Origin of the sequence: Falsihalocynthiibacter sp. CO-5D18, from assembly GCF_041205445.1 — a bacterium.
Taxonomy (GTDB): Bacteria; Pseudomonadota; Alphaproteobacteria; order Rhodobacterales; family Rhodobacteraceae; genus Falsihalocynthiibacter; species Falsihalocynthiibacter arcticus.
In genome coordinates this window covers 1-2902 of sequence record NZ_JBGFCF010000040.1, presented here as the reverse complement: position 1 = coordinate 2902, position 2902 = coordinate 1, and the positions used below count along the sequence as shown (strand labels likewise).

The 2902-nt window shown below is 53.7% G+C and carries 3 protein-coding genes; 1 reads left to right on the top strand and 2 read right to left on the bottom strand.

Annotated elements, in window-relative coordinates; all coding sequences use genetic code 11:
- Positions 1-610: CBS domain-containing protein (locus AB9F27_RS21650; RefSeq protein WP_369758171.1), on the top strand; the 610-nt coding region annotated here is incomplete at its 5' end.
- A 72-nt stretch (positions 611-682) separates the two neighbouring features.
- On the opposite strand, the gene AB9F27_RS21645 is transcribed toward AB9F27_RS21650, so the two are convergent.
- Complete coding sequence (locus AB9F27_RS21645; protein ID WP_369758170.1) at positions 683-2296, bottom strand: DUF1254 domain-containing protein; 1614 nt, start codon at positions 2294-2296, stop codon at positions 683-685.
- Positions 2297-2453: 157 nt separating this feature from the next.
- A partial coding sequence (locus tag AB9F27_RS21640) for a MurR/RpiR family transcriptional regulator (RefSeq protein WP_369758169.1) occupies positions 2454-2902 on the bottom strand: 449 nt, incomplete at its 5' end.

Below are 2902 nucleotides of genomic sequence, written 5' to 3'. Positions count from 1 at the left end.
CACACGGGACCGAGACCCCGTAGAGCGCTTTGGGCTGTCGGAAGAAGAATTGACCACGATCCTAGAGCGCTACAGCCAATCGTTTAACTTAGGGACCGAAGATTTGGCACGCTCAATCGGAGCGGCGGAACTGCAAGCCGCAACCCATAAAACGGGTGTAGCCACGGCATCCGACATCATGTCAAAGGACATGGTTACGGTGACGCCGGACACGGACTTCGCTAGCCTGTTTAGACACCACCGGTTCACCTCTTTGCCGGTTGTTGGGGAAGGAAATCGCTTCTTTGGTACTATTTTCCAAATTCATTTGATTGATCGGGCGCGCGAAGATGCGCTGCGCCTTCATCGTGGCTTTCTCCCTGCCATGATGCGCCTTGTCGACGCTAAAAGAGACCGGCCAGTACGCGCGAAGGACATAATGAGCGTCGCAGGCCCGCGCGCGATTGAGACAACGCCATTCGCCGCACTCTTGCCCTTGATGGCGCAGGGCAACGTTGATGCCGTGCCTGTGTTGTATTGTGGGCATTGTGACCCGAACCGATCTCATAGGCGCTCTCGCTCGGACCAGTTTGGAACAATAGGGGAAGTTGTAGCTACCGCCAGTAAGTGACTGCAGGGGTGCGACTGGCCCTACCTCCAGAATGAGGTGGGCCAGTGCCAGTTTTCATAGACTTAGGTGACCTTATTCAACCAATTCGATTTCGCTAACCTGCCATGATTTGTCGAAGAAGGACGGCAAGGGGCTGTAGAGGCGGAGGAGGGTGAACCAACCTTTTTTGGGGTCAGTCTGAATCCAGTTCCCACGTTCAACGCCTTCGGGTTGCTCAGGCGAAAAATAGACCGTTGTTGAACCGTCCTCGGATGCCACAGAGGCTGGTGAGGGGTAGCTTTGCGAACCCGCACGTGGATATTTCTGTGGTGTTTGCAACATTGAGCGGGTTTGGTTGTCGTACAGCGTGAAGGACCAGAACGCCGCGGCGGGGATGTCTTTGGGCAGGGTGACTTTGTACGTTTTTGCGCCGTCAAACTGCTCGCCTTTGGCGTCAAGGAAGCCCATCAAATACTGTGAACCTACCTCGGGGATACGCATGATCATGCCAGGGCTGTCGAGCGTATAGGCGTAGTAGAACGCCGAGCGGGAATCCAAGGTTCTTGCACCCGTGGCAGGGTAGGGCACAAACATGCCGTCCTTAAAGGCTGGCGGAGGAGTCTCAAAGAAAGCGCCGCCTTCAAACAACATATTCGCCCACTTTGAGCCCTCGTAATAGGCCCAATCTGGATGCTGCATTTCGGACCGCCAGTTCAGCGACCGTCCAGCGGCCTGACCAACGGCGGCGGCATCCGTAAGGATTTTCTTCATCCGCTCGTCTGGTGCGAATTCTTTGCCGTGGACGATACCGATCGCGGCAAGTTGTCCAGCGAGTTCAACGTTATAGCTCGTTGCAGGCTCGTTTTGGACGTTCTCGTTGATCAGCTCAAAAAAGCCGTAATCACTTGGGGGGATCGTGTTAAGCGATACACCTGTAAGCTCGTGGAACTTCATTTCGGGAACTTTTGCATTACCGCCAAGGCGCACTTTACCTTCAAGAGCCTCAGCAATACTGGTGCCAAATCCACCCGCAGCATAGGGGTAAATTTTAAGGTTATCCTTGACATTTTGTGCGGCAGGTTTGGGATCGCCGTTCACCAAAAAGGCGCGACCAGCATAAAGAACTTTATTGGTTTTGGATTCAGCGACGAAATAGCCACCCTCGGGCAGGGGTCCGTCATACTCGGGTCCGACGAGCAAATACTTGCCGCCTTCGCCGCGGTCGGGACCAGGCTTGCCAATATCAATGATCCAAGAAAACCACATGTCGTTGACGGTTCCGAGCCCGTCTGTGGGCTGGTCAAGAACCATTGGTCCCTTCGAGAGGTCAATGACCGAGAGATAATACAAGGTGTCGGCATTCGCGGTCAAAAACAGCGAAGCCGAGTCCATAAGACCAGAGAAAATACTGACCTCGTTGTCAGCAACACCAGCATCCTCAAAGCCCTTGGCGATGGCCAATGCGGACGCACCTCGGAAACTGTTATTATAGACGTTGAGCCCGTTGGTGAAGTCCATCGTGTCATAGACGTCTTGTGCCGTTTTTGCAGTTGGCACGCCGTCTTTGAACTCTAATGTTCCAATGCGGGTCTCAATGCTCTCGGGCGCGGAAAGGGAGTTGAGGGTGTCTTGGCTAACGTCCGCCCAACTGGTTCCCGGCAAGAGTGCCAGCAGAATGGCACCCGTAGTAATGGCTGCTTTTTTCATACTATATATCCTCAGCTAATTATTAGGATCAAAATTCCAAATTATAGTGGAAAAGTACTTCGAGAACGAAGATGTGGCAAGCGACCGATTGGGAGAGCGCGACATTTTGCTGCACAGATTCCTCCATATAATTGCAGAATGCGCAGGCAGGGGCACCCTAATCCCCCAGCGGTTGCGGCCCCGTTCTTCCATGATATGCGGTCAACGAAGCCCTTATGCGCCTGAGGTTTTCAGTTGTTTCACTCGCCATATCTTGAGCGACCGACATGGCGAGGGCGTCGATGATAATTAGATGGGCATAGCGTGAGGCTGTCGGTTTATAAATGTCGCCATCTTCGGGAAGGTCGGCGTGGATTGCGATGTTTGTTGCATTGGATAGGCGCGTGTCCGGTTTCGTAATGCAAATAGTCGTCGCCCCATAACCGCTAGCAATTTCAGCGGCCCCAACAATGGCGTCCGCCTCGCCACTGGCGGAGATCAGAAACAAAACATCCCCCGGACCCAGAGTGGCGGCGCGCATTTGCAACACATAACTGTCGCTGACGAAAAAGGACGGAATGCCAAGGCGAAAAAACCGGTTCGCCGCTTCTTGAGCAACGGTTGAGG